Source organism: Amycolatopsis sp. NPDC051106, assembly GCF_040682775.1.
Classification (GTDB): domain Bacteria; phylum Actinomycetota; class Actinomycetes; order Mycobacteriales; family Pseudonocardiaceae; genus Amycolatopsis.
Window position 1 is genome coordinate 62,066 of record NZ_JBFBBQ010000006.1, and the last position, 24,307, is coordinate 86,372.

The following is a 24,307-nucleotide window of genomic DNA, read 5'->3' on the forward strand; positions in this document are numbered from 1 at the left end:
GCTAGAACGCAAATACCCTTGGGCGGACGTCTTACGCCGAGGGCCGAGGATTTCCGCCGAAGGGATTTCGCATGCCCAGGCTCAGCTCTCCGTTCCGGATCTTGGTGACTGCCGCGCTGCTCGTGCTGGCCGTCGGTGGCTCTCCTCCGGGTGCCGCCGCCACGACGACGGCCCAGACGGCCCAGGCGGCCACGCCGAGCGCCGGGTGCGGCAAGAGCCCCACGCTCACCAGCGGCAAACGCACGATCCAGAGCAACGGCAAGAGCCGCAGCTTCATCCTGAAGATCCCCGACACCTACGACACCAGCACGCCGCACCGGCTGGCCTTCGGCTTCCACTGGCTGGGCGGCACCGCCGAGCAGGTCGCCTCGGGCGGGAGCGACGGCTACGCCTGGGCCTACTACGGCATGCAGTCGCAGTCGGGCAACTCCACGATCTTCGTGGCGCCCCAAGGTCTCAACAACGGCTGGGGCAATTCCGGCGGCGAGGACGTGACCTTCACCGACGACCTGGTCCGGCTGATCGAGAACGACCTCTGCGTCGACACGACGCAGCTGTTCTCCGTGGGCTTCAGCTACGGCGGCGCGATGAGTTACGCGCTCGCGTGTGCCCGGGCGAACGTCTTCCGCGCGGTCGCGGCGATCGCCGCCCCCGGCGCGATCAGCGGGTGCAGCGGGGGCACCCAGCCCATCGCGTACATGGGGATCCACGGCGTCTCGGACAACATCGGCGCCGGCCGCGGGCTGCGGGACACCTTCGTCCGCAACAACGGCTGCACCCCGCAGAACGCCCCCGAACCGGCGGCGGGCAGCAAAACCCACTACCTGACCACCTACTCGGGCTGCCGGACCGGCTACCCGGTGGTCTGGGCCCCGTTCGACGGCGGTCACCAGCAGGGCCCGGTGGACGGCTGCACCGGGTGCGAAAGCGGCGCGCGGAGCTGGACGAAGACCGAGATCTGGAAGTTCTTCAGCCAGTTCGGCACCACCGACCCGAACCCCACATCGCCGGTGCAGGTCGGCGTGAACTACTCCCTGGTGGCCGCGCACAGCGGCAAGTCCGCGGACATCAGCGGGGCGTCCACCGCCGCGGGCGCCACGCTGGTCCAGTGGGCTTCGCACACCGCGGCGAACCAGCAGTTCGACTTCCTGGCGACGAGCGACGGGTACTACCGGATCCGCGCCCGGCACAGCGGACTCGTCCTGCAGGTCGCGAGTTCGGCCTCGGGCGCGGACATCACGCAGCAGCCGGACACCGGCGCGGCGGCCCAGCAGTGGCGGGTGACCGACCTGGGCGGCGGCGCAGTGAGCCTCGTCAACCGGGCCAGCGGCCTCGCCATGGACGTCTGGGGCGCCTCGACCGCCGACGGGGCCCGGATTTCGCAGTACGCCGCCTCCGGCGGCACCAACCAGCGGTTCCAGCTCCAGCGCGCCTGAGGATCGGAGAACGCAGATGCCCGACCTGACCCGGAGACAGGCGATCCGGCTGGGCGCCGCGGTGGTGCCCCTCATGTGGACCGCGACGGCGCGGCCCGGCTCGGCCGCGCCCGCGGACGTCCGGGCGGTGAACGACCTGGCGCTGTGGTACGACAAACCCGCCGGCACCGAATGGCTGCGCGCGCTGCCGATCGGCAACGGCAGGCTGGGTGCCATGGTGTACGGCAACACCGACACCGAACGCCTGCAGCTCAACGAGGACACGGTCTGGGCGGGCGGCCCGCACGACTACAGCAACACCCAGGGCGCGGGGGCGCTGTCGCAGATCCGGCAGCTGGTGTTCTCCAACCAGTGGACGCAGGCGCAGTCCCTGATCGACCAGAAGATGCTCGGCTCCCCGGCCGCCCAGCAGCCGTACCAGCCCGTCGGCACCCTCAGCCTCGCGCTCCCCGGCGGCAGCGCCTCTTCGTACCAGCGCTGGCTCGACCTCACCACGGCCACGACGGTGGTCACCTACGTCGCGAACAACGTGCGGTACCGGCGTGAAGTGTTCGCCAGCGCCGTCGACCAGGTGATCGCCCTGCGGTTGACGGCCGAGACGCCCGGCTCCATCTCGTTTTCGGCGTCGCTGGGCACCCCGCAGCGGGCGACGACGTCCAGCCCGAACGGCACCGCCATCGCGCTGGACGGCGTTTCGAGCGACAGCCGGGGCATCGCCGGTTCGGTCCGGTTCCTCGCCCTGGCGAGCGCCACCGCCGAGGGCGGGAGCACCAGCAGTTCCGGTGGCACGCTGCGGGTGTCCGGCGCCAACGCCGTGACGCTGCTGATCTCGGTCGGCACCAGCTACGTCGACTACCGCACGGTGAACGGGGACTACCAGGGCATCGCGCGGTCGAGGCTGGCCGCCGCCCAGGCGCTTTCCTACGACGCCCTGCGCGGCCGGCACGTGGCCGACTACCAGAAGCTGTTCGGGCGGACCACCCTCGACCTCGGCCGCACCCCGGCGGCCGACCAGCCGACCGACGTCCGGATCGCCCAGCACAACAGCGTCAGCGACCCGCAGTTCGCCGCCCTGCTCTTCCAGTTCGGGCGCTACCTGCTGATCTCCTCCTCGCGGCCGGGCACGCAACCGGCCAACCTGCAGGGCATCTGGAACGACCAGCTGAACCCGTCGTGGGAGTCGAAGTACACCCTCAACGCCAACCTGCCGATGAACTACTGGCCGGCCGACGTCACCAACCTCGCCGAGTGCTACGAACCGGTGTTCGCCATGATCTCCGACCTCGCGGTCACCGGAGCCCGCACCGCGCAGGTCGAGTACGGCGCCCGCGGCTGGGTCACCCACCACAACACCGACGGCTGGCGTGGATCCTCCATTGTGGACTTCGCGCAGGCCGGCATGTGGCAGACCGGCGGGGCCTGGCTCGCCACCATGATCTGGGACCACTACCGGTTCACCGGCGACGTCGAGTTCCTGCGCACGCGCTACCCGCTGCTGAAGGGCGCCGCCCAGTTCTTCCTCGACACCCTGGTGACCGAGCCCTCGCTGGGCTACCTGGTCACCAACCCGTCGAACTCGCCCGAGCTGAACCACCACGCGAACGCGTCCGTGTGCGCGGGGCCGACGATGGACATGCAGATCCTGCGCGACCTGTTCGACGGCTGCGCCGGCGCGTGCCAGGTGCTGGGCGTCGACGGCGCCTTCGCCGACCAGGTCAAGGCGGCCCGGCAGCGGCTGGCGCCGATGAAGGTCGGCTCGCGCGGGAACGTCCAGGAATGGCTCTACGACTGGGTGGAGACCGAGCGGACCCACCGGCACATCTCGCACCTGTACGGGCTGTACCCCAGCAACCAGATCAGCAAGCGCGGCACGCCCCCGCTGTTCGCCGCGGCCCGCAAGACGCTCGAACTGCGCGGCGACGACGGCACCGGCTGGTCACTGGCCTGGAAGATCAACTACTGGGCCCGGATGGAAGAGGGCGCCAAGGCACACGACCTGCTCCGGCTCCTCGTGCGCACGGACCGGCTGGCGCCCAACATGTTCGACCTGCACCCGCCGTTCCAGATCGACGGCAACTTCGGCGCGACGTCCGGCATCGCCGAACTGCTGCTGCACAGCCACAACGGCGAGCTGCACGTGCTGCCCGCGCTGCCGCCGGCCTGGCCGGCCGGCAGCGTCACGGGCCTGCGCGGCCGCGGCGGCTACACGGTCGGCGCGGCTTGGAGCAGCGGCTCGGCGACGCAGCTGACCATCACGCCGGACCGCGACGGCGACGTCAAGGTCCGCAGCCGGATGTTCACCGCGGCCTACGAAGTGCTCGACACCACCAGCGGCGCCAAGGTCCAGCCGGTGACCGTCGAGGCCGATCTGGTCCGCTTCGCGGGCCAAGCGGGCCACACCTACCGCGCCACCGCGCTCGGCGGACCCCCGCCGGTGGTGGAACCCGGGGTGAACTACCGGCTCGTCGCCCAGCACAGTGGCAAGTCGGCCGACATCAGCGGCGGCTCCACCAGTGCCGGGGCGGCGTTGATCCAGTGGCAGGCCACCAGCGGACCGAACCAGCAGTTCGACTTCCTCGCTTCGGACGGCGGTTTCCACCGCATCCGCTCCCGCGGCAGCGGTCTGGTCCTCCAGGTCGCGTCCACCGCCACCGGCGCCGACATCACGCAGCAGCCGGACACCGGCGCGACGACCCAGCAGTGGCGGGTGACCGACCAGGGCGGCGGCGTGGTGAGCCTGGTCAACCGCGCCAGCGGCCTCGCGATGGACGTGTGGAGCGCGTCGACCGCCGACGGCGCGCGCATCTCGCAGTGGACCGTGACCGGGGCCGCCAACCAGCTTTTCCAGCTCCAGCGCGGGTGAGGAGGCCGGCCACGCGATCCGGGACACCGTCGGCCGGATCCTCGAAGTGCCCCGCCCGGGGCGGGGCTGTCATCGGGAGAGCCGGAGGTCGACGAACCGGGGCCGGTTGTTGTCGATGTTCGCGTAGAGGTCGGCGAGCTTCTCGCTGTTGGTGTTGTACGAGATGACCAGGTGCCCCGGCCGGCTGATCTCCGGGTGCGCGGCGACGTTGTAGGTGTAGCGGCCGTTCCCGGCTTCCGGCGCGGTGTACACCGTCTCGCCGCCGGTGAACGGACCGGCCGGGGTCCTCGCGTGGTAGGCGTGGATGGTGTCGGTCAGGCCCGAGTCGAACGTCGTCAGCAGGTATTCGCCGCCGACCGGGGTGACGCCGAAGGAGCTGCCGACGTTGCCGAGCAGCCGCGCCGACGCCGCCGGGTCGCCCGTCCAGCCGGCCGCGGTGCGGAACTGCCACGGCCCGTCGAGCCGGCCGATCGGGGCGCGGGCGAGGTGCAGGTACTTCGTGAAGCCGTCCCCTTCGACGCCGTAGATGTAGGTCCACGCGCCGTCCCGCATCAGCTCGGTGCCCCACTGGACGCCGCCGGCCGAAGGCACGTCGGTCAGTTTCTCGAGCCGGAACGTGCGCGGGTCGAGGGTCGCGAGCTTCGTGCGCGTCCAGGCGAAGTTGAACGGTGGCGGGTCGTCGGTCGGCTGCTGCTCGAATTCGAGGACGCGCAGCTTGCCGCCGTCGACGATGCCGTCGCCGTTCCAGTACCAGTGGTCGTTCGGCACGCTCGGGCTCTGCGGCGTCGGCCCGACGAGCGATTGCGGGTGCTTCGGCGGGCCAGGCGCTATGGTCGTCAACAGGTGCTTCGCGTCCGATGTGGACAGTACGGCCGAGTTGTGCGTGAACGGCGACGACTCGGGCAGGCTGTCGTCGGCGCGCACCGGTCCGAAGAAGGTGTCGTTGAACAGCCACGCGACCAGTCCGGACGGCAGCGTCGTGGAGTAGGTGCCGTCGCCCGCGGCCCAGCCGACGCCGGGCCGGCGGCCGAAGTCCTGCCAGCGCTGGGTGAGCGCGGTGTCGGCCTGCGCGCCGACGATCCGCAGCGGCCGGCCGGCTGCCGCGGCGGGCCCGGCCAGGGCGAGCGAGGCGATGACGGCGGCGCACAGCGCCAAGGTGCGGCGGGCGATCATGAGCCCGGTCCTCTCCGACGAGGCTGACAACGTTGACAACGGCTTCAGTGTCGGGCCGCGTTGTCAGCGTTGTCAACGCATGGAGCAGGACAGAAACGTGGTCAAGAGGCGTTTCGGCAGCCTGCGTACCGGCTGCTTTGGCCGGGCTCGGCGCAGCGCGACGTCTCGGCCTTCACAGGACTCCACGGGAGTTCGCCGGTCTGTCCCGGGGTAGTGGAGTTCGGGTGCATGGCGGGCAGCGGTCGAGACCTGGACTCCGATGGCGACCAGGTGGTGTCCAAGTATCAAACCGTGGCGCTGGAGCGACATACTCGTCAGGCGCGCAGTCCGGCAGTGGAGGCAAAATGGGCGAGCCGTTCACCCTGTCGCTCATCTGGCTGGGCCAGACCGTGGGCGCCGCCATCGTCGGGCGCCTTGCCGAACGGGCGGTGGACCACGTGCTCGGCGAAGCGCGGCAGAGCGTCATGCTGCCGGGAACCCCGCCTCGCCGCCACCGCCTTGGTGAGGAGACCAGCGACATCGACATCGTTGTCCACCACACGCCGGCCGGGCGGCGGCCCGTGCTGCTGGCTTTCCAGACCGCACCTGATCGCGCCCCGGTCGGCGCGCCCTCCTACGGAGTGACCGTGCCAATGGTGCTCGGCGAGACCGCGCACTTGACCTTGCCCCGGGACTACTACCTGATCAGCGCCCTGGTGCTAGACCCGCCCGCGAAGCTCGGCGGCAAGCCGGTATTGCACGGTATCGGCTGGATCTACCACTGGGCCGCGAGCACTACGACCAGTGAGCTCGAAATCAGGACCACGGTGCCGACGAAGAAGCTCCTCGTCGAGCTCGGGCTGCGGTCAAAGGACGGAACCAGCCCGTTCAAGCTCCCCAGGTCGGTGGCCGCCCCTCCGCGACAGCTGCCGCGCGCGGCCAGCGCGCCGGCACCGACCCTGCCCAGTACGCCGCCGTCCGAAACGGAACTCGCCTCGCTCAGAGCCGAGGAAGAGCACAATCGGCAGTGTCGCGCCAGGGCGTTTCCGTACAGTCACCGCTGCACCGACGTGGTCGGCGCTTTCGGCGGCAATGGACTATGTCTAGACCACCGCCGGGCGTGGGAACAAGGCGACACCGTCTTCGACTGGACCAGCCGGCAGCCGATCACCTAGCCCAAGAGCGCGTCCACGATCACGCGCCGGTTCGAACAGTGCCAGGCTGTTAGGGGTGTCCCCAATTCATTGCCTGGTGGTGGGTGCTGATCTGCTGATGACTCGTTGATGAACATCTGGGCAGGCTCGGTGCTGGTGCGGGGTCCGGCGACCGGGCGCGTCAGGGTCCGCCTGATTGCCATGAGTCACCGGTGAACCCGGCCGGACCGGCGGGCCCGGCCGGCGGGTACGGCATGCCGTACGGGACGGGTGCGGCCTGGCGCTTGGCCGAGGTGAGCCTGACGAGACCGATGACCCCGTTGACCACGAGCGCGACGAGGAGGAACGGAATCGCGACCAGCTGGACCACCCGGAACCCGATCGCTTCGGAGATCAGCTGGCCGATGACCGGCGCGAGCAGCAAGGCGAGCACGGCGAGCGCGGCGGTGACCCCGGCGACGACGCCGCGCCGTTCGCGGAGCTTCAGGATCAGCGCGACGGTCGTGCCGGCGGCTGCGCCCGTGCCGAGTCCCGAGAAGGCGCGGCCGGCCATCAGGAGGCCGCCGGCGCCGGCGAAGGCGGCCAGCAGGACGCCGATGAGCAGGAGGCAGGTCCCGGCGATGGCCACCGCCGTGGGGAAGCGGGCGCCGAGCAGCAGTCCGGCGGGCACCGCGAGCGCCGCCCCGGCCAGGTAGGCGACCAGTCCGACCAGGAGCAGGCTCTGGCCGGACAAGCCGAGGGTGCGCTGGAGCTCGGACATGCCGTCGAACCGGTAGATCACGGTCAGCATGAACAGCCCGATCAGCATGGTGAACGCCGGTCCGAGCACCTGCCACCAGGCGGGCGCGGCTGCCGGGCGGGTGACGTGTGGCGTCGGTGGCGTCACATACATGCGTTCACCGTATAACGTCGAGGGCCGGCTTGTACGGCGTTCTCGCAAGTGGGACAAGCTCAGGCCGGTGAATGCGGACGACGGTTCGCCGACAGTAATTTCGCTGCGAAGAACACGCGTTACGCGGCCCGTCTGAGCACCCAGAGACCGCTGCGCAGGGTGTCAGCCTGATTTATAGTCCCACCGTGGCGAGGCATTCCGCCGTTCACCTGGCGAACCTGGATCTCAACCTGCTGGTGGTGCTGCGGGAGCTGCTCCGGGAGCGGAACGTCACCCGGGCGGCGGCTCGGCTCGGGGTGTCGCAGCCCGCGGCGAGTGCCGCGCTCGCCCGGTTGCGCCGGCACTTCGGCGACGAACTGCTCGTGCGGTCCGGGAACGGCTATGTGCTGTCCGCGCTCGCCGTTCAGCTGGCCGACCCGGTCGAGGCGGTGTGCACCGGCGCGGAGCGGCTCTTCGGGACCGGTCACGACTTCGACCCCGGTGCGTCCGCCCGCGAGTTCACGCTGTTCATGGCGGACTACACGATCGAGGTGCTGGGCTCGCGGCTGTCCGCGCTGCTCGCGGACCAGGCGCCGGACGTCCAGCTGCACGTCCGGCTGGTGCGGGAGGCGTTCGCGAGCGACATCGCGGACACGATCCGCTTGATCGACGGGATGGTGGCACCCCCGGCCGGCCGCTTCGAGCTGCCCGACGTGCGCTCGGTCGCGTTGTTCACCGACCGCTGGGTCTGCGTGGTCGACGCGGCCAACGCCCGGGTGGGTGCCGAACTCGGCCTCGAACAGCTCGCCGCGATGCCGTGGGTCGCCCCGTTCCAGCCGGATCGCGGCTTCCCGCCCGCCGCGCCGATGAGCCGTCAGCTCGCGCTCTTCGGCATCCAGCCGAAGATCCGCGTCCGCGTCGAGAGCTACCAGGCCGTACCGCACTTCGTGGCGGGGACCGACCGGGTCGCGCTGCTGCAGGAACGTCTCGCCACGCGCGTCGCCGGACGTCTCGGCCTGCGCGTCCTGCCGTGTCCAGGCGATCCGGAACCGATCGTGGAACGGTTCTGGTGGCACGCCGGCTACGACGGCGACCCGGCCCACCGCTGGCTCCGGACCGTGCTGACCGACCTCGCTCGCGACCTCCAGGTATAACTCCGGCTGATACTCCCGCAGCGCGATTCTCTATTTCCGGGGGCGCGGCACCGCGACCTAGCGTGTGATCCATGCCGCACCCCCTCACCGAGCTGAAGGTCCACACCGTCCGCAAGCCCGCCGGCGCGAGCGCCCACCAGGTCGCCGCCGACGTCTGCGTCGTCGGCGCCGGCATCGCCGGGCTGTCCGCCGCCATCGAGTCCGCCCGGCTCGGCCGCGACGTCGTGCTCGTCGACGCGCTGCCGGTGCTCGGCGGCCAGATGGTCAACTCCCTGATCGGGTTGTTCTGCGGGGTGTTCGGGAACGCCCCGGACTACCGCCAGCTGACGCACGGGATCTTCGACGACATCTTCCGCGACCTGGACGCCACGGGCGACCTCTTCCGGCAGCGACGGCACACGATGACGGTCGGCTACGACGAAGTGGCGCTCGGCCGGTGGGTCGAAGACACCGTGCGGGAGCACGGCATTCGGGTGATCACCGGCGCGGCGATCACCGGCGTCGTGCGCGGCGGCGACCGCATCGACTCGGTCACCTTCGCGACCAGGTACGGCCCGGTCGACGTCGCCGCCACCGGGTTCGTCGACGCGAGCGGGGACGCCTCCCTGGTCTGGGAGGCGGGACTGCCGTGCCGCCTGCCGGAGCGCGAGATCTACGGCTCGCAGCAGCTCGTCGTCGAGCACGTCGCCGAGCAGGCCGCGCCCGAGCCGGACGAGCTGGCCGAGCGGGTCGGAGCCAAAGCCGCCCAGTACGGCCTGCGCCGGCACGACGGGCTCGCCTTCCACTTCCCCGGCCGGGGAACCTCGGTGCTCAACATGACGCACATCGAGGCCCCGCTCGAGCCGATCGCCGCGGCCCAGGCCCAGCTCGAAGGCAAGGCCCAGGCCGACCGGGTGGTGGCGTTCCTGCGGGCGGAGTTCCCCGAGGCGTTCGGGAGCGCCCGCGTCCGGGCTTACGGACTCCCCGGCCGGCGGCAGACGCGCTGGGCGCAGGGGGTGCACCAGCTGACCCTCGACGAAGTGCGGGCCGGCACGCGCTTTCCCGACGCGGTCGCGCGGACCGCATGGCCCGTGGAACTGCACGACACGGCCGAAGGCTACGTGTGGGAGACGTTCGGGCCCGAGCACGTGCACTACGTCCCGCTGCGCTCGATGACCCCGCCCGACGTCCACAACGTCCTGGTCGCGGGCCGGTGCGTCGACGGTGACGCGGCCGCGCTGTCGAGCGTGCGCGTCATGGGCCCGTGCGGGGCGATGGGCATGGCCGCCGCGCACGCCCTGGACCTGGCCGGGAAGGACAGCGTGCACGACATCGACCACGGCGAGCTGGCCGGCCGGCTGGCCCCCAACCTCGAGAACTGAACGGAGGGAACGCGATGGTCCGCAGCGACTTCCCGCCCGGCTCGGTCCGCTGGGCGACCCGCCGCGCGCAGTGGCGCGCACTCGGGCTCACCGACGAAGACCTCCGCAAGCCGAAGATCGCCGTCGTCAACTCTTCGTCGGATCTGGCGATCTGCTTCAGCCACCTCGACGCGATCGCGGCGCGGGTCAAGCAGGGGATCGCGGCCGCCGGCGGACTGGCGTTCGAGGTGCGCACGACCGCGCCGAGCGACTTCATCCACTCGGCCGGGCACGGCGGCGGGTACATCCTCTCGGCGCGGGACCTCATCGTGAACGACATCGAAGTCAGCGTCGAGGGCGCGCAGCTGGACGGCATGGTCTGCCTGGCCAGCTGCGACAAGACCGCACCGGCCCAGCTGATGGCCGCCGGGCGGCTGGACCTCCCGACCCTGCTCGTGGCCTGCGGCTACCAGCCCAGCGGCTGCTTCCGCGGCGGCCACTGCGACATCGAGGACGTCTTCCTCCACGCCTGCGGCAAGTCCACTGTGGACGAGCTGACCGAGATGAGCGACGGTGCCGTCGGCGGCCCCGGCGTTTGTCCCGGCATGGGGACCGCCAACTCGATGCACGTCGTCGCCGAAGCACTCGGCATGGCGCTGCCGGGAACCACCCCCGTCGCGGCGAACTCGACGTCGATGTGGGCCGCGGCCGACGCCGCCGCGGCGCGCATCGTGCGGATGGTGGAGGAGGACCTGCGCCCCCGCCGGATCATGACGGCCGCCGCGTTCGGCAACGCCGTCCGCGTGGCCCTCGCGGTGGGCGCCTCGATCAACACCGTGAAGCACCTGCAGGCGGTGGCCGAAGAGTCCGATGTGGACGTCGACGTCCTCGGCCTCTACGCCGAGCTCGGCGCGGACACCCCGGTGGTGGCGGCGGTCCGGCCGAACGGACCGCACCTCATCGAACAGTTCGAGGCCGCGGGCGGCGCGCGGGCGGTGCTGAAACAGCTCGGCGACCTGATCGACCCGGCGCCGACGACCGTCAGCGGCTCCACGGTGGGCGACAACGTCGCCGCGGCCGAGGTCGCGGACCCGGAGATCATCCGCCCGGCCGATCGGCCGTTCACCGCCGAGCCGTTGCTCGTGGTCCTGCGCGGTTCGCTTACCCCCGACGGCGGGATCGTCAAGCTCGCGGTCGGCGACGAGCGCCCGGCCGCGTTCACCGGCCCCGCACGGTGTTTCGAAAGCCAAGAGGACGCGGTCGCCGCGCTGGCGGACGGAAAGATCACCGTGGGCGACGTCGTGGTCGTCCGCGGGCTCGGACCGCGGGGCCGGCCCGGCATGGGCATGGCGTCGCAGATCGTCTTCGCCCTCGACCGCGCCGGGCTCACCGGCCAGGTCGCGGTGGTCACCGACGGCCAGCTGTCCGGGCTCGTCAACCGCGGCATCGTCGTCGGCGAGGTCCGTCCCGAAGCCGCCGACGGCGGTCCGCTGTCCCTCGTCCGCGACGGCGACACCGTCCACATCGACCTGCCCGGACGGGTCTGCGAACTGCGCGTCGAGCCCGGCGAACTCGCCGCGCGAAAGCCGCAGCCCGTCACGGACCACCACGAGACCGGCTGGTTGTCGGTCTACCGGCGCACCGTGCGCCCCCTCGGCCAGGGAGCCGTGCTGCGTCCTTGACACGAGAGCCCCTCCGCACCCCCCGACCAAGGCACCCCCACGACCCGGAGGCCGCAATGGCGCTGCCCGAAGTCCCCCCGTCCACCGTCATCACCGAGGCCGACGAACGGCGCTCCGCCCGCGGCGGCGCGTTCTCGATGTTCGTCGACAGCTTCGACGTCTACCTGCCCGCGCTCGTGCTGCCGGCCGCCATGGCGTACTTCATGCCCGCGAACCTGTCGCCGGAGATCCGCGCGACGTTCACCACCCTGCTGTTCACGGTCGGCCTGCTCGCGCGGCCGATCGGCAGCGTCATCTTCGGCAACCTGTCCGACCGGATCGGCCGCAAACCCGTCACCATGATCAGCGGCTGGGGCTTCACGATCGTCACCCTGCTCATCGGGCTGCTGCCGGGCTACGCGGTGTGGAACTACGGCGCGATCGCCGTGTTCGCCGTGCTGCGGCTGATCGGCGGGATCTTCCTCGCCGGCGGCTACGCCGCACCGATGCCGCTCGCGCTGGAACAGGCGAAGCCCGCGCGGCGCGGCCGGGTCGGCGGGCTCATCGGCGTCGGCGCGCCCGGCTCGTTCCTGGTGATCAACCTGCTCCTGCTCGGCCTGCTCGACGTCCTGCCGCACGGCGGTTTCCTGTCCTGGGGCTGGCGGATCCCGTTCTTCCTCGGGTTCGTGCTCGGCCTGGTGTACCTGTGGCACTACCGCGGCGTGAAGGAAGACGACTCGGTGTTCCGGGGGCGCCGCACGGGGCGGCAGCCGGTGGCGGAGCTGTTCACCACGCACCGCGCGCTGTTCTTCAGCGTCTTCCTGTTCACCTGCGGGTACTGGTTCGCCACCCAGATGTCGGTGTCGTTCCTGCCGACCCTGCTGGTGCAGGTGCTGGACCAGAGCCCGCGGATGTCCTCCACGGTCGAGATCATCAGCTCGGTCCTCACGATCGTCCTGATCCTGGTGCTCGCCGCGGTCGGCCAGCGGATCGGCAGGCGCGCGCTGCTGATGCGCTGGGCGCTGGTGCTCACGTTCGTCGTGGGCGGCGCGTTCGCGGTGCTCGCGGTGGCCGGCCGGGCCGGGGCGCCGACGTGGGTGATCGGGCTGATCGCCGTGGTGGCGAAGGTCCTGCCGTCCGCGCCGCTCGGCGTCATCCTGGTGTACCTCAACGAGCGGTTCCCGGCATCCGTGCGGGCGAGCGGGTACGGCATCGGCTACATGTTCGGGCTGATCCTGCCCGGGCTCTACACCTTCTGGCTGCTGGCGCTCAGCTCGATCATGCCTTACGAGTTCACCCCGATCGCGTTGATCGTCTTCGGCGGCCTGCTGATGTTCGAGGCCGTGCGCCGGGGCCCGGAGACCAACGGCGTCGCCGACCCCGTCCCGGCGGCCGCCCGGCAGGAGGTCGCGCCGTGATCCTCACCGACGGCGAAAAGGCCATGCGCGACGGCGCCGACGGGCCCGCGGTCGCGGCGGCCATGGACCTGCTCATCCGCTACGGCGACGCGCTGGGTGCCGAGCACCTGTGCGACACCCGCAACGTCGCGGGGACGAGCACCCAGCCGTCCCCGGTGAAGGCGAAGCTGGTGGCCGAAGGGGGCTGGAACAAGGCGTTCGCGGTGCTCAACCTCGACTGCGACGACGTCGTCGAGATCCCGGACATGCGGGTACCGACCTGTCAGCTGCAACAGGGTTTCGGCCCGGATTCCGTCGGCGTGGTGCCCTACCCGAAGGAGTTCGTCGAGCTGCAGAGCGACGCCGAAGCGTTCTACGGGCGGCGCGGGGTGAACATCCTCGCCACCTGCACGCCGTACCAGGTCGGCAACCTCCCGGTCCGCGGCGAGCACTGCGCGTGGATGGAGTCGTCCGCGGTCGTGTACGCCAACTCCGTGCTCGGCGCCCGGACCAACTGCGAAGGCGGGACGTCGACCGGTGCGGCGTCGCTGACCGGCAAGATCCCGTGCTGGGGCAACCACCTGCCGGAAAACCGGTTCGGCACGCACCTCGTCGAAGTGGACGCGGGCGTCCGCGACTTCATGGACTGGGGCATGCTCGGCTACTTCGCGGGCGGGCTGGTCCAGGACGAACGCCCGGTGGTCACCGGGGCGTTCCCGCGGCCTGATCTGGTGGATCTGAAGCACTTCGGCGCGGCCGCCGCGTCTTCCGGCGGGGTCGAGCTGTACCACCTGCCGGGGATCACGCCCGAGGCGCCGACGGTCGAAGCGGCCTTCGCCGGCCGCCCGCCTTCCGCCGTCCACTATGGACCTCGGGAACGGCGCGAGGTCTACGAGACCCTGAACGACCAGGGCCGCTCGACCGACGTCGACTTCGTGCTGCTGGGCTGCCCCCACGCGTCGATCGACCAGATCCGGGCCGCCGCCCGCGCCCTGGACGGCAAGCGGCTGCACTCGGGCACGCAGTTGTGGATCATGACACCCCGCGCGCTCAAGGCAGTCGCGGACCGCAGCGGCTACACGGCCGTGATCGAGGCGGCGGGCGGGCGGCTGCTCGCGGACTCGTGCCCGGCCATGTCCCGCGTCGCGCCGCCGGGCACCCGCGTCTTCGCCACCGACTCGGCGAAACAGGCGCACTACCTGCCCGCGATCCTCGGGATCGAGGCGTGGTTCGGCTCCCTGGAGGACTGCGTGGACGCCGCGGTCACCGGGCGCTGGCGAGGTGACCTGCGATGACGGTCTTGCGCGGCCGGACGATCGTGCCCGGCGTCGTCGAGGGTGAAGCGCTGGTGTCGCACGAGACGATCTCAGGCTGGGGCGGCATCGATCCGGCCACCGGGACCATCATCGAGCGCCGCCACGAGCTGCACGGGGTGTGCTTCACCGGGAAGATCCTGGTCTTCCCCGGGGCGAAGGGCTCGTCGGGCTGGTCGGGGTTCTTCCAGTCGACCCGCCTGCTGGGCACGGCGCCGCTGGGCATGATCTTCACGGTCGTGACGACGAAGGTGGCACTCGGCGCGGTGGTGACCCGGGTACCCGCGCTGAGCGACCTCGACCGCGACCCGGTCGAGGCGATCCACACCGGCGACCGCCTCCGCCTCGACGCCGACCACGGCCTCGTGGAGATCCTCCACCGAGCCCAAGACCGGCTCGCGAACGCTTGACTGTCCTGCGGGCCAAGGGCATCGGCGGCCGGCGGCGCGAATCGTCGACCAGGGACCGGCTCGACCCGTCGACCGAGGCGCAATCGTAGTTGTGCAGGTTGGCCATGGAGACTTAGATGACCCCGGCGTAGGTCGAGTGGTTGCCGGAGTCGGTGAATGTGGTGGCCCAGTCATCGCGCCCCAGCGTGACACCCGGCCAGTGCGAGCCGGACATGGTGTCGGAGGTCCTTGCGCAGACAGTGCCGCCGCCCGAAATGCCCCGCCCGGGCGGGGCGGCTGACGCGGAACCCGCACCGCCGAGCATGGCAACCGCCAGAACCACGCAGAGCGTCGCCGCGGACAAGATGCGCTTTTCGTCCTGGTGACCGGAAGGTCCACGCGCGGATGCGTGATGCGGTTCAGCAGCGGGGCCCGGGCAGCTCGCGGAGCACTGGGAAGCCGCCATCGACGAAGCGGCTCGGGACGGTTCTGGACCGCGCCTGCCGAGCTCGGCTCCAGAGCCTGACGGCTAACCGGAGGTCAGGTTCTGCGTGCCCATCGCCGCCAGGAAGGCGAGCTTGTCCCGCGCGTCGGTGCCCGGCCGGGGTGTGTAGACCACGACCCGGAGGTTCGAGCCCTGGGTGGTGAGCACGTCGGAGTCCAGGTCGACCGGACCGAGTTCCGGGTGCTCGATCACCTTGTGCCCGCTCTGGTGCTCGGCGACCGACGCGGCCGCCCACAGTTCCCGGAAGCGGGGTGCCCGCTGCAGCCGGGTGATCAGCGCCTTGACGTCCGGGTCGCCGGGGTAGCGGCTGGTCGTGGCGCGCAGGTCGGCCACGAGGGACTCCTCGAACGCGGCCCGTTCCCCGGGGCTGAACCGCGCTGGGTTCGGCATGCCCTCGAACTGCATGAGCAGCAGGTTGCGGTGGTCCTCGGTCACCGTCGTGGGGTCGCCGAAGGTCGCGGCGAACAAGGGGTTCCAGTGCAGCAGCTGCCAAGTGGCGTCGTACACGGCGAGCGGGTGGCTCTCGAGCCGGTCCAGCAGGCGGCGGACGCTGCCGGGAATCAGGCGGGGGACGCGGTGCGGGTCGGCCGCGTGCCCGGCCAGCCGCATGAGGTGCGCGTACTCGGCGTCCGACAGCTGCAGGGCCCGGCTCAGCGCGGTGCAGACCTGTGCGGACGGCGTCGCCGCGCGTCCTTGCTCGAGCCGGACGACGTACTCGATCGAGATGCCGGCGAGGACGGCCAGTTCTTCGCGGCGGAGGCCCGGAGCCCGGCGGGGTGCCTTGTGCGGGAGGCCCACGCTCGCCGGGTCGAGGCGATCTCGCCACGTCCTCAGGGCTTGGCCGAGATCGTCCATGCGGTGATTGTGCTCCCCAGGCGCCCCCTTCGTGGTGGTATTGGCTGTACCAGGACATGCCGTGGCTGTTTCCCGCGTGCGTCGCGGCGCACGGTGATCTCATGAACGCGACGAACTCCAGCACCCCCGCCGAACTCGTGGTCGTCACCGGCGCGAGTACCGGCATCGGCCGGGCGACCGCGCGGCGCCTGGCCGCCGACGGCTTCCACGCCCTCGCCGGCGTCCGCACCGAGGAAGCCGCAGCGGAGGTGAAGGCCGAGGGCGTCGAACCGGTGCTGCTCGACATCACCGACGAGGGCCAGGTGGCCGCGCTCGCCGACCGGGTCGGCGCGGACCGCCGCCCGCTGCGCGCCGTGGTCAACAACGCCGGGATCGCGGTGAACGCCCCGATCGAGGCGCTGCCGCTGTCCGGCTGGCGTCGGCAGTTCGACGTCTCCGTGTTCGGTCAGGTGGCGGTCATCCAGGCGCTCATGCCCGCTCTGCTGCGGAGCAAGGGCCGCATCGTCACCATCGGCTCCACCGGCGGGAAGGTCGCCATGCCGGGCTTCGGCGCCTACTCCGGCGCGAAGTTCGCCATGGAAGCCATCAGCGACTCCCTGCGTCGCGAGGTGGAGCCGTTCGGTGTCGCCGTCGCCGTGATCATCCCCGGTGCGGTCCGCACCCGGCTGACCGAACGCGGGAACGCGACGGCGGACCGGCTGATCGCCGGCATGACCCCGGAGCAGCGCACCCGCTACGCGGGACTCACGAAAGCCTTCCGCGCCACCACGGAATCCTGGGGCACCGGCGGTCTGGACGCGAGCGTCGTCGCCGGCGCCGTCGCGAAGGCGATCCGCGCGCGGAAGCCGCGGACCCGCTACACCGTCGGCCGCGACGCCGCCGTGATGACCCGGCTGACGCACCTCGTCTCCGATCGCCTGCTCGACCGGATGGTGCGCCACACGATGGGACTCTGAGTCCGGCGCCGGCCCCGAAAGCCCGGAGCGGTGCACGCACGCAACCGCCGAGGTGGGCTTGCCGCTGGCGCTGCTCGTCGCCGGCGGCAAGTCGAGTGCGGCATCGATCGCCTCAACGGCGCGAAGGAGTCAGCCGCGCGGCACGCCTGCTACCGGTGTGCCGTCGAGGAAGTCCCGCAGGATCTCGGCGAACCGCGCCGGCTGCTCCTCGGCCGCGTAATGGCCGCAGTTCTCGAGAATCACCTCGGTGACGTCGTCGGCCGCGAGCCGCATCGTTTCGGCCACCAGTGCGCCGCTGTACTGCGCGCCGCCGATGGCCAGCACCGGCAGTGTCAGCCGGGTCTTCCGGCGCTGTTCGTTCTGCGCGATCGTCTCGTCCAGCGCCCGGTAGTACCCGAAGCTCGCCCGCAGCCCGCGAGGATCCGCGACGATCGCATCGACGTAGACGTCGACGGCATACGCGGGAATCGCGTCCGGCGTGGCGGCCTTCTTGGCGAACTGGTAGCCGAAGAACAGCCGCTCCCGACCTCGGACCAGTTCCTCGTTGAGGTCGGTGAGCCGGTTGAAGCCGAAGTGCCAGAGCCGCTGGTTGACCGCGGCCGGGCCGAAGACCGACGGGGTCGGCGTGAGACCGGGGATGATGGCGTCGACGACGGCGAGCCGGCCGACCCGCCCGGGGTGATCGGCCGCGAGGGCGTATCCGGTCCACATGCCGATGTCGTGGCCGGCCACGTCGAACCGGTCGTGCCCGAGCGCGGCCATCAGCGCGACCAGATCGGCGGCCAGCGTGCCGGCGTCGTAACCGTCGTCGGGCTTGCCGGAGAGCCCGGCGCCGCGCGAGTCGACGGCGACGATGGTGTGCTCGCGGGCGAGCGCCGGCATCACTTCCCGCCAGGCGTACCAGGTCTGGGGCCAGCCGCCGACCAGCAGCAGCGGCGGGCCGTCCCCGCCGGTGACCGCGTGCAGCCGCAGCCCGTCCAGCTCCACGAGCCGGCTGGTGAAGACGTCGGTGAACCCGTCGGGCAGCGGCAGCGAACCCAAGCTCGTCGGCCTCATCTTGGAACGATCGGTGCAACTTGTCATGCCGGGACCATACGCATGATGGAACGATCGGTGCAAGATGTGTAGGCTGCAGAACCATGGCGGGCCGCAAGCAGTTCGACGTGGACGAGGCGTTGCGAGGAGCGATGCACGTCTTCTGGCGCTGGGGCTATTCGGAGGCCTCGATCGACCGCCTGACCGAGGGGACGGGCCTGGGCCGGAGCTCGCTGTACGGCACCTTCGGCGACAAGAGCACTCTCTTCCGGAAAAGCCTCCAGCGGTACGCGCAGACCTACCACCCGCTGTACGAGCAAGCGCTGTCCGGCCCGCACCCGAGCCCGAGCGCCGTGGTCGCCGCCTACCTGCGGGTCACCCTCAATCGCATCGCCGACCCGACGGTCCCGGACGGCTGCCTGCTCACGGTGTCGGCGACGCAGATCCCGGCCCTCGACGCGGAGGGCCAGGCGATGGTCCGCGAGATGATCGGCGGGTTGCGGGCGATGCTGGAGCAGGCGCTGCTGGCGGCGGGAGCCGATGAGCAGGAGGCGGCCGAGGTGGCGTTGTGCACGCTGGCGACGAACAAATCCCTGGCGGTGCTGAGCCGCGCCGGCTTCTCGAGCGACGACCTGGCAACCGTCGCCGCGGCCGCCGCCCGCATCCCCGGGAGTCACTTCGCCAGTCCGTAGCATTCCGACGTGGACGAGAACCAGGGCCGCTGGGCCGCGATGGTGGAGCAGAGTCAGTCCGGCCAGAGCGCGGAGGTCTGGGCGGTGGGCCCGATCCAGCCTGCGGACAGCCGGGACCACGCCCGGGCTGTCGCGGCCGAGCTCGCCATGACCTACCGGCCGACTCACCCGCGGCGACTGCGGCGCCGGTCGGTGTTCCGGCAAGGCGAAGACACTTTGTTCGTTCTGCTGGAGGGCATGACCAGCAAGTTCCACCTGCGGATCACCGTGGTGCAGCTGGTCGCCGAGCTCGACGGCGAAGGCAGGCCGTTCGAAGGCTGAACTGCCGGGCCGGCTCGCCACGTGTGGTGGGAGTCGGTCAGGGGACATCCCGGGTTGCCTTCACGGAGTCGGGCGGTTCGATTACCCTGAGTGCGATCGTCGACGCCGGACCAGGGAGATGGTTGTGTCAGCCGAGGTCAGGACGGCCGGGGCGAACGCGCCGGTCGGGGTGGATCCGAGCCGGGCCAGCATCGCGCGGATGTACGACTACGTGCTGGGCGGCAAAGACCACTACCAGGTCGACCGGGACGAGCTGGAGCGGCTGCGGCAGGTGATGCCCGAGGTCGCGGACCTGGCCTTCGAGAACCGCCGGTACCTGATCCGGGTGTGCCGGTTCCTCGCCGAGCGCGCCGGCGTCGAGCAGTACCTCGACTGCGGGTCGGGTCTGCCGACCACGGAGAACGTCCACCAGGTCGTCCAGCGCGTGGAGAAGCTGTCGAAGGTCGTCTACGTCGACAACGACCCGGTCGTGGTCGCGCACGGCCGGGCGCTGCTGGAAGAGAACGACCGGACGCGGTTCATCGCGGGCGACATCTTCGAGCCGAAGTCGATCCTCGAGCACGACACGGTGCGGCAGCACCTGGACTGGTCGCGGCCGATCGCGCTGATGTTCGTCGCGACGCTGCACCACCACCAGGGTGACCGGCACCGCCCGGCCGAGATCATGCGCGAGTACGTCGAGGCGCTGCCGTCCGGCTCCTACGTCGCGCTGTCGCACCTGTTCGACCCGGGTGAGGGCGGCGACCACGACACGATGGCGGCCTTCCAGGAGGCCATCGCGAAGGGCTCCCTGGGCGGGGCGACCGCCCGGACCGAGAGCGAGATCCGGGAACTGCTCACCGGTTTGGAACTGGTGGAGCCGGGCGTGGTGCTGCTGGCGAACTGGTGGCCGGACGGGCCGAGCCTCACGCCGCTCAACCCGGCGCAGCGGCTCATCGCCGGGGCAGTGGCCCGAAAGCCCTGATCGGAAACCCCACGCGCCGAGAGTGGCGGTGCTCAACGGCGCGGGGGGAGCAGGGCCTCAGCCGAAGACGCGCCGCTGGATCTCGCGGCGGTAGTCCTCCAGCGTGTTGTCGAGGTGCACCGCGGCGGCTTGGGCGGCCGCGTCCGGGTCCCCGTCCCGGATCGCTTCGTAGATCGCCGCGTGTTCCTCGACCGCCTCCGCGGCGTGCCCGCCCACCGTGCCGTGGAGGCCGATGGTGCTGGACTGGTGCTGCAGCCGCCGGACTTCGCGGACGGCGGCCAGGAGGAACTGGTTGTGGGACGCGGCCGCGATCCCGAGGTGGAAGTCTTCGTCTCCGCGGTCGAACAGCGCCGCTTCGCCGGTCACGTGTCCCTGGCGGCAGGTCTCCGCGGCCGCTTCGATCGACCGGAGCTCGACCGGGGTGGCCCGGGTGGCGGCCAGCTTGCTGGCGGTCATCTCCTGGACCCGGCGGAACTCGAACAGCATGTACACGTGGTCCAGGTCGGTCGGCAGGAAGAGGCCCGACCAGCGGGCCGACCCGAGCATCCCCTCGTCGTCGGCCACGTAGAGGCCGCGCCCCTTCTGCGCGCGCACCCGCCCGATGGCGGAAAGGATCTTGATCGCCTCGCGCACCACGGTCCGCGAGGCACCCAGCCGGGTGGCGAGTTCGTTCTCCGTCGGCATCCGGTCACCGGCCTGCAGCTGCGACTCGGCGATGAGCCGGAGGATCTGCTCGGCGACGCGTTCGTACCCGGGCCGGTAAGCGGCCTCCGCGGGCGGCCCGGGTTCGCCTGCTGCGCGCAACTCGTCCACCCAGTCGTCTCCTTCATCGCCGGCTCAGTGCCATGAACCCTACATCTGCCCGACCTGCACAACAATGTGTATGACTTATTTTCTCCCCTTGAGGTCTTGACGAAGCGGTCTCCACCAGCTGTGATGAGGCGCTATAGAGACCGCCCGCAGAAATGTGTACGACACATCTGACGTGTTCGCTACCTCGTCAGGTGTGACCTGCGGGTCCCACGATGAAGTGGAGTACCTCATGACAGTTCAGGTGCGCGCCTCCGGAGCCAGAGGCTCGTCCGGGCGCCGCAGGCGGTACGCGGGCCTGGTCGCCGGCGTCGCGGCCGTCCTCGCCGCGGTCACGGCCTGCGGCAACGGCGGGAGTGGCGGCGGGGCCCAGGGCGGGTTCCAGCCGGTGCAGCAGACGGGCGGGAAGGTCACCGTCTGGGTCGATGCGACGCGGCTGCCCGCGGCCCAGCTCTACCAAAAGCAGCACCCGTCCGTGCAGATGGACATCGTCACCTACGACGGGGACGCCAACGGCTCGAACTACCTGCAGACCAAGGTGAGCCTGTTCAACCGCACGCGCAGCGGCTGGCCGGACGTGGTGTTCAGCTCGCAGAACAACGAGGTCACCTGGGCGGTGCAGGCCGGGTTCACGGCGCCGCTGAACAAGGGCCAGATCCCGGAGGCCACCCTGAGCGGCTGGACCGCCGGCGCCAATGACCCGTGCACGGTCGAGGGCACGCTGTACTGCCTGCGCAACGACCTCGCCCAGACCGTCCTCTGGTACAACGCGCCGCTGATGCAGTCGTGGGGCTACCAGGTGCCCAAGACCTGGGAGGAGTACCAGGCGCTGGGCCAGCGCGTCGCCACCGAGCACCCCGGCTACCTCGTGGGCACGGCCGGCGACAACTTCACCCCGGAGATCTACCTCTGGGCCTCCAAGTGCGGAGCCAACGAGGTCACCGGCCCGAAATCGGTCAAGGTGAACACCACGAGCGCGAACTGCACCCGGATGGCGTCGCTGCTCGACACGCTCGTCAAGAACCGCACGATGTCGACCAGCAGCGTGTTCAGCTCCGACTTCGCCAAGAACGCCGCGGACAAGATCCTCATGATGCCCGGGCCGTCGTGGTTCGGCGGCTCGGTCTTCCAGGAGTCGTTCAAGACCCCGGCCGGGCAGATCGCCGCGGCCCCGCTGCCGCAGTGGGCCGGGGACCCGTCCCCGTCGGTCGGCAACGTCGGCGGCGGCACCTGGCTGCTGTCCGCCCACAGCGCCAACCTCAAGGACGCCACCGACTTCCTCACCTGGGTCACCACTTCGGACGAGTACCAGGGCAAGGTGTCGCCGGGGTACCCCGCCTACGCGGCGGCGGCGAAGACCTGGCTGGCGAAGCAGTCCTCGAGCAAGTACTACGCCAACGACGTCGCGGCCCCGCTGCAAGCCGCCGCCCCGCAGGTGTGGCCGGGGTGGGGCTACGGCCAGTTCAGCCAGGAGGCGATCTGGGCGTCGACCGTGACACCGGGGCTGACCGCCGGCAAGACGATCGTCTCGATGCTGCCCGAATGGCAGACCGCGATCACGAACTACGCGCGGTCCAACGGGTACGAGGTCAGCCAGTGACCACCGCCACCCCGGCCACCCGGCCGGCCGGGACCCCGTCGCGGCGACGGGTGTTCTGGCCGGGCCGGGCCGGTCACCTGTTCGTCGCCGCCTACGTCGTCCTGCTGATCGCCTTCGGCGTCGTGCCCACGGTGTACGCGGTGTACTTCGCCTTCACCGACGCGGGGGACAACTTCACCGGCTTCTCCAACTTCGTCGAAGCCGCCACGGACTTCCGGTTCTTCTCCGCCGTCGGGCACGTGGCGCTCTACCTGGTGTGCTGGCTGGTCTCCCTGGTCGTGTTCGTCGTCGGGCTCGCGCTGCTGCTGCACCGCCTGACCTCGAGCGGGACCAGCAAGGCGCTGCGCTTCCTGTACTACATCCCGGGTGCGCTGGCCGGGGCCGCGAGCGTGCTGGTGTGGCTGTTCATGCTGGACCCGTCGGTGAGCCCGGTGAGCGCGCTGCTGCGCGCGTTCGGGTTCGACACCTTCGGCGAGGTCGTCGCGCCGGACCACCTCCCGGTCCTGTTCACGCTGATCGCGTTCTGGACCGGGGCGGGCGGCTGGATCGTGGTGATGTACGGCGCCCTGAACAACATCCCGCCCGATCTGCTGGAGGCGGCCCGGATCGACGGCGCGAGCGTGTGGCAGACGGCGTGGCGCATCCAGATCCCGTTGCTGCGCAAGTGGATCGTCTACATGGTCATCCTGGCGTTCGCCGGCGGCACCCAGCTGTTCGTCGAACCGCAGCTGCTCTCGCAGGCGAGCGTCGGCGTCGCCGGCCGGGACTACTCGCTCAACCAGCTGTCCTACGACTTCGCCTTCCAGAACAACAACGTGAACACGGCCGCGGCGATCTCGGTGGAGCTGCTGGTGGTCGGGCTCGTCGTCGCCGGCGTGTTCGTGGCCCGATCGGGGTTCTTCGATGCCGACTGACACCCGCGTTCCCGCGCCGGCGAACGAGTCGCTGCGCCGCCCGGCCCCGCCGCGGCGGCGCGGCACCCGGAAGCTGCCGAACCCGCTCGCGGCCCTGGTGCTCGTGCTGTTCCTGGTGTTCTTCGTGCTCCCGGTGGGGTGGCTCCTGCTGGCGGCCACGAAGACCGACGACCAGCTCGTGCACGGCAACCCGCTGTCCTTCGGCTCGTGGCACGCGCTGGCGGACAACTGGACCGCGCTCACGTCCTTCCAGGACAACGCGATCTTCCTCTGGCTGGGCAACTCCGCGCTGTATTCCTTCGTGGCGCTCGCGATCACGCTGTGCGTGGCGATCCCGGCCGGCTACGCCCTCGCGATGACCGAGTTCCGCGGCCGGCGCACGCTGCTGGTCGCGACGCTGGTCGTGATGCTGATGCCGAACGCGACCCTCGTCGTGCCGTTGTTCCTCGAGGTGAACGCCGTGCACCTGATCGGCTCGATGTGGTCGATCATCCTGCCGTACTCGTTCTACCCGTTCGGCGTGTACCTGACCTACATCTACTTCAGCACCGCGGTACCCCGGGACCTCATCGCGGCGGCGAAGCTCGACGGCTGCTCGTCGTTCGGCGTGTTCCGCCACGTCGCCCTGCCGCTGGCCACGCCGATCGTCGCGCTCGTCGGCTTCTTCAGCTTCGTGGCCAACTGGACCAACTACTTCCTGCCCTACGTCCTGCTGCCGGAAAGCGGCCAGTTCCCGGTCCAGGTGGGCCTGGGCACGTTGCTGAACTCGGTTCCCCAGTTCAACCCGACGGTCGGCACGACGGCCGTGGAGCGGCCGGAACTGGCCCTGGCCACCTTGCTGGCGATCACGCCGGTCCTCGTGGTCTTCCTCTTCTCCCAGCGTTTCCTGGTCGCCGGGATGCTGGCCGGCGCGACCAAGGAGTAA

At 70.8% G+C, this 24,307-nt stretch carries 21 protein-coding genes; 16 read left to right on the top strand and 5 right to left on the bottom strand.

The genetic code is table 11. The features are described 5' to 3' along the window. Positions 1–71: 71 nt before the first annotated feature. Together AB0M83_RS07030 and AB0M83_RS07035 are read left to right on the top strand one after the other, a co-directional pair. Complete coding sequence (locus AB0M83_RS07030; RefSeq protein WP_364513661.1) at positions 72–1,436, top strand: RICIN domain-containing protein; 1,365 nt, start codon at positions 72–74, stop codon at positions 1,434–1,436. Between the two features lie 16 nt (positions 1,437–1,452). Then, the gene (locus AB0M83_RS07035) at positions 1,453–4,299 is read left to right on the top strand and encodes a glycoside hydrolase N-terminal domain-containing protein (RefSeq protein WP_364513664.1); all 2,847 of its coding nucleotides are present in this window, start codon (positions 1,453–1,455) and stop codon (positions 4,297–4,299) included. A gap of 69 nt (positions 4,300–4,368) precedes the next feature. Here the strand turns inward: AB0M83_RS07035 and AB0M83_RS07040 are convergent, their stop codons facing one another. Further along, entirely contained in the window at positions 4,369–5,472 is a 1,104-nt protein-coding gene (locus AB0M83_RS07040; protein ID WP_364513667.1) for a DUF5005 domain-containing protein, read from the bottom strand. A 344-nt stretch (positions 5,473–5,816) separates the two neighbouring features. Between AB0M83_RS07040 and AB0M83_RS07045 the strand changes: the two genes are divergently transcribed. Further along, positions 5,817–6,626, top strand: coding sequence for a hypothetical protein (locus tag AB0M83_RS07045; RefSeq protein ID WP_364513668.1), 810 nt, complete (start codon positions 5,817–5,819; stop codon positions 6,624–6,626). Positions 6,627–6,786: 160 nt separating this feature from the next. Here AB0M83_RS07045 and AB0M83_RS07050 read toward each other — a convergent pair whose 3' ends face one another. Further along, positions 6,787–7,497, bottom strand: a complete 711-nt coding sequence (locus AB0M83_RS07050) for an MFS transporter (RefSeq protein ID WP_364513670.1) — start codon at positions 7,495–7,497, stop codon at positions 6,787–6,789. A 185-nt stretch (positions 7,498–7,682) separates the two neighbouring features. On the opposite strand from AB0M83_RS07050, the gene AB0M83_RS07055 reads away from it, so the two are divergent. From AB0M83_RS07055 to AB0M83_RS07080, 6 genes are all read left to right on the top strand, one after another. Continuing rightward, on the top strand, positions 7,683–8,630 hold the full coding sequence (locus tag AB0M83_RS07055) for a LysR family transcriptional regulator (protein ID WP_364513673.1): 948 nt from the start codon (positions 7,683–7,685) through the stop codon (positions 8,628–8,630). Between the two features lie 71 nt (positions 8,631–8,701). Next, positions 8,702–9,991, top strand: coding sequence for an FAD-dependent oxidoreductase (locus AB0M83_RS07060; RefSeq protein ID WP_364513676.1), 1,290 nt, complete (start codon positions 8,702–8,704; stop codon positions 9,989–9,991). A gap of 14 nt (positions 9,992–10,005) precedes the next feature. Further along, the gene (ilvD, locus tag AB0M83_RS07065) at positions 10,006–11,652 is read left to right on the top strand and encodes a dihydroxy-acid dehydratase (RefSeq protein ID WP_364513679.1); all 1,647 of its coding nucleotides are present in this window, start codon (positions 10,006–10,008) and stop codon (positions 11,650–11,652) included. A gap of 56 nt (positions 11,653–11,708) precedes the next feature. After that, positions 11,709–13,049, top strand: a complete 1,341-nt coding sequence (locus AB0M83_RS07070; protein ID WP_364513681.1) for an MFS transporter — start codon at positions 11,709–11,711, stop codon at positions 13,047–13,049. After that, the gene (locus AB0M83_RS07075; RefSeq protein WP_364513684.1) at positions 13,046–14,323 is read left to right on the top strand and encodes an aconitase X catalytic domain-containing protein; all 1,278 of its coding nucleotides are present in this window, start codon (positions 13,046–13,048) and stop codon (positions 14,321–14,323) included. The genes AB0M83_RS07070 and AB0M83_RS07075 overlap by 4 nt, the downstream gene beginning before the upstream one ends. Continuing rightward, entirely contained in the window at positions 14,320–14,751 is a 432-nt protein-coding gene (locus AB0M83_RS07080; protein WP_364513687.1) for a DUF126 domain-containing protein, read from the top strand. The genes AB0M83_RS07075 and AB0M83_RS07080 overlap by 4 nt, the downstream gene beginning before the upstream one ends. 508 nt (positions 14,752–15,259) lie before the next feature. Here the strand turns inward: AB0M83_RS07080 and AB0M83_RS07085 are convergent. Then, complete coding sequence (locus AB0M83_RS07085; protein WP_364513690.1) at positions 15,260–16,090, bottom strand: helix-turn-helix transcriptional regulator; 831 nt, start codon at positions 16,088–16,090, stop codon at positions 15,260–15,262. Between the two features lie 101 nt (positions 16,091–16,191). Here AB0M83_RS07085 and AB0M83_RS07090 point away from each other — a divergent pair, with 101 nt between their 5' ends. Continuing rightward, on the top strand, positions 16,192–17,046 hold the full coding sequence (locus AB0M83_RS07090) for an SDR family NAD(P)-dependent oxidoreductase (protein ID WP_364513693.1): 855 nt from the start codon (positions 16,192–16,194) through the stop codon (positions 17,044–17,046). A 129-nt stretch (positions 17,047–17,175) separates the two neighbouring features. Here AB0M83_RS07090 and AB0M83_RS07095 read toward each other — a convergent pair whose 3' ends face one another. Continuing rightward, positions 17,176–18,102, bottom strand: coding sequence for an alpha/beta hydrolase (locus AB0M83_RS07095; RefSeq protein WP_364513695.1), 927 nt, complete (start codon positions 18,100–18,102; stop codon positions 17,176–17,178). Positions 18,103–18,185: 83 nt separating this feature from the next. On the opposite strand from AB0M83_RS07095, the gene AB0M83_RS07100 reads away from it, so the two are divergent. The 3 genes from AB0M83_RS07100 to AB0M83_RS07110 all read left to right on the top strand — a co-directional run bounded on the left by AB0M83_RS07100 (position 18,186) and on the right by AB0M83_RS07110 (position 20,058). Then, positions 18,186–18,773, top strand: coding sequence for a TetR/AcrR family transcriptional regulator (locus AB0M83_RS07100; protein ID WP_364513698.1), 588 nt, complete (start codon positions 18,186–18,188; stop codon positions 18,771–18,773). A 9-nt stretch (positions 18,774–18,782) separates the two neighbouring features. After that, positions 18,783–19,094 carry a hypothetical protein gene (locus AB0M83_RS07105; protein WP_364513701.1) on the top strand — a complete coding sequence of 104 codons (312 nt, stop codon included), beginning with the start codon at positions 18,783–18,785 and terminating at the stop codon, positions 19,092–19,094. Between the two features lie 118 nt (positions 19,095–19,212). Continuing rightward, the gene (locus AB0M83_RS07110) at positions 19,213–20,058 is read left to right on the top strand and encodes an SAM-dependent methyltransferase (protein WP_364513703.1); all 846 of its coding nucleotides are present in this window, start codon (positions 19,213–19,215) and stop codon (positions 20,056–20,058) included. 57 nt (positions 20,059–20,115) lie between these two features. On the opposite strand, the gene AB0M83_RS07115 is transcribed toward AB0M83_RS07110, so the two are convergent. Beyond that, the gene (locus AB0M83_RS07115) at positions 20,116–20,871 is read right to left on the bottom strand and encodes an FCD domain-containing protein (RefSeq protein ID WP_364513706.1); all 756 of its coding nucleotides are present in this window, start codon (positions 20,869–20,871) and stop codon (positions 20,116–20,118) included. Between the two features lie 229 nt (positions 20,872–21,100). Here AB0M83_RS07115 and AB0M83_RS07120 point away from each other — a divergent pair, with 229 nt between their 5' ends. From AB0M83_RS07120 to AB0M83_RS07130, 3 genes are read left to right on the top strand one after another with little or no spacing between them, the layout of a single operon-like run. Continuing rightward, the gene (locus AB0M83_RS07120) at positions 21,101–22,468 is read left to right on the top strand and encodes a carbohydrate ABC transporter substrate-binding protein (RefSeq protein WP_364513708.1); all 1,368 of its coding nucleotides are present in this window, start codon (positions 21,101–21,103) and stop codon (positions 22,466–22,468) included. Continuing rightward, positions 22,465–23,382, top strand: a complete 918-nt coding sequence (locus tag AB0M83_RS07125) for a sugar ABC transporter permease (RefSeq protein ID WP_364513711.1) — start codon at positions 22,465–22,467, stop codon at positions 23,380–23,382. Before AB0M83_RS07120 ends, AB0M83_RS07125 begins: the two co-directional genes overlap by 4 nt. Further along, positions 23,372–24,307, top strand: coding sequence for a carbohydrate ABC transporter permease (locus AB0M83_RS07130; protein WP_364513714.1), 936 nt, complete (start codon positions 23,372–23,374; stop codon positions 24,305–24,307). The genes AB0M83_RS07125 and AB0M83_RS07130 overlap by 11 nt, the downstream gene beginning before the upstream one ends.